This window comes from Actinomycetes bacterium (genome assembly GCA_024222295.1).
In the GTDB taxonomy this organism is placed as follows: domain Bacteria; phylum Actinomycetota; class Acidimicrobiia; order Acidimicrobiales; family Microtrichaceae; genus JAAEPF01.
In genome coordinates this window covers 1-1,628 of the sequence record JAAEPF010000083.1, presented here as the reverse complement: position 1 = coordinate 1,628, position 1,628 = coordinate 1, and the positions used below count along the sequence as shown (strand labels likewise).

Below are 1,628 nucleotides of genomic sequence, written 5' to 3'. Positions count from 1 at the left end.
CCGAACGTCTCGTGGAGCAGCAGGTTGAAGTTGTTGCGCTTGACAAAGATCGCGTCGTGGTAGAAACCGCGATGCGCCTTGACGTAGCCGTGGCCGGTCTTGTGGGAGAAGGGTTGGCCGGGCTGCCCGCGCGCCTTGCAGCCCATGTTTAGGCGGCGGGCCTTCTCTTCGGTGTTGCCGAAGGCGTAGGAGTGGCCAACGGAGGCGGGCGTGCCGCCACTCGAGGCGTTGCCAACGCCCGGCGAGGAGGTCTTGAGGAGGGGCGTCCAGAGCTTGATTTCATTCACTTCATCGCATCCTCCCGGCCCAGCGTGGGGTTCTGCGAGGTCAGTCTTGTACCCCTCGTTGTACTGCCGGGTGAGCTCTGGTTTCTCCTTGTCGCCGTGCACGACCGGCGCGTTGGCCGGGGCGCGCATCGCGTCCGCCCAGGCGGCGAGGACGCCGTCGTGGGGCCGCCGGTGGTGGGCCTTGTTGTAAAGGTAGTCGCCGAAGAAATCGACTGGCATGCCCCGCTCGAGCGCGACCCGAAGGGTGGGAAGCGCCACGGAGAGCCAAAGGCCGAGCTTCCGCTGGAGCTCGTCCTGGAGGGTGTCGGAGGAGAGGGCGGTGGCGTACGTACCGTCGACACGGACATCGAAGGCCTTGCCGGCGAAAGGCGTTGAGGCGGAGACGAAGCGCGCGGCTTCGCGGTTGTTGACGGCGCTGTCTCCGAGGGACGGGTTGTTCTTGACGTGCACATCCCGCGCCTTGACGAGCTCCTGGTGCGCGTACCAGTCCTTGTGATTCTTGATGGCAGCGAGCGCCCGCGGCCGCGGGTACGTGGATTTGCAAGTGCCATTGAGAATCGCGTCGGTAGCTGGAAGGGACTCGGGCTCGGGGAGCGGGACGCTCTTGGGGTAGAACTCAGTCAGGTAGCCGCCGCGGACGGTGTGGTACTTGTTTTTGTCGCGGGCGGCGCGCTTCTCGCACACCTCCTTCCAGTCCGAGAGGGCGGACTCGTAGGTGGCGATAGCTGCGGCGATGGCGGGGTACTTGGACGCACCTGCCTCGTCGAGGGCGAAGTCGGGGTTGTGGGCGACGAGGGTGCGCCAGTTCTTGAGGAGCGACATGGAGAAGTCGCTGTCGGCTCGCGTGAAGGCGGTGTCGATGTTGCACCCGCCCATCTCGGTCGGCAGCTGCGCCTGGAGCCACGCGAGGTCGCGGAGCGCCTGGGGCGAGGCGTCGGCGCGAGCAATGCCCTCAAAGGACTTGCGGATGCGGTTGTGCGCAAACTCGAGAGCGTCGCACGCGACATTGGGCGGCGTGATGCCGGCAATGTACTTGGTCTTTGCGCAGGCAATCCGTTGGACGAGGTTGAGGCGGAGCTGCGAGGTGTTCGTGACGCAGTCAGTGTCGACGATCGTGTCGATGACGTCGAGCGGCGCGAGATCCTTCCTGAGGTGCGCGGTGAGCTCCTTTTTGCAGGCTTCAGGGTCGCCAAACAAACAAAGAAAGAAGGTGCCGACGGCCTTGAAGCAGTCCACTCGCTCCGTGGGTTTGCCCTCCTTGTCGCGGTGCGCGGGCGAGCCCCGGAGCCAGCCTGGCGCGCACGAGAGGTCGCCCTCGGGCGAGTAAATGAGCGACTTGCT

General features: G+C 65.4%; 1 protein-coding gene. It reads right to left on the bottom strand.

What is annotated here, in order from left to right; all coding sequences use genetic code 11:
- Positions 1–1,523 (bottom strand): hypothetical protein (locus GY812_16925; GenBank protein MCP4437169.1); only part of this gene is annotated, 1,523 nt, incomplete at its 3' end.
- Between the last annotated feature and the right edge of the window lie 105 nt (positions 1,524–1,628).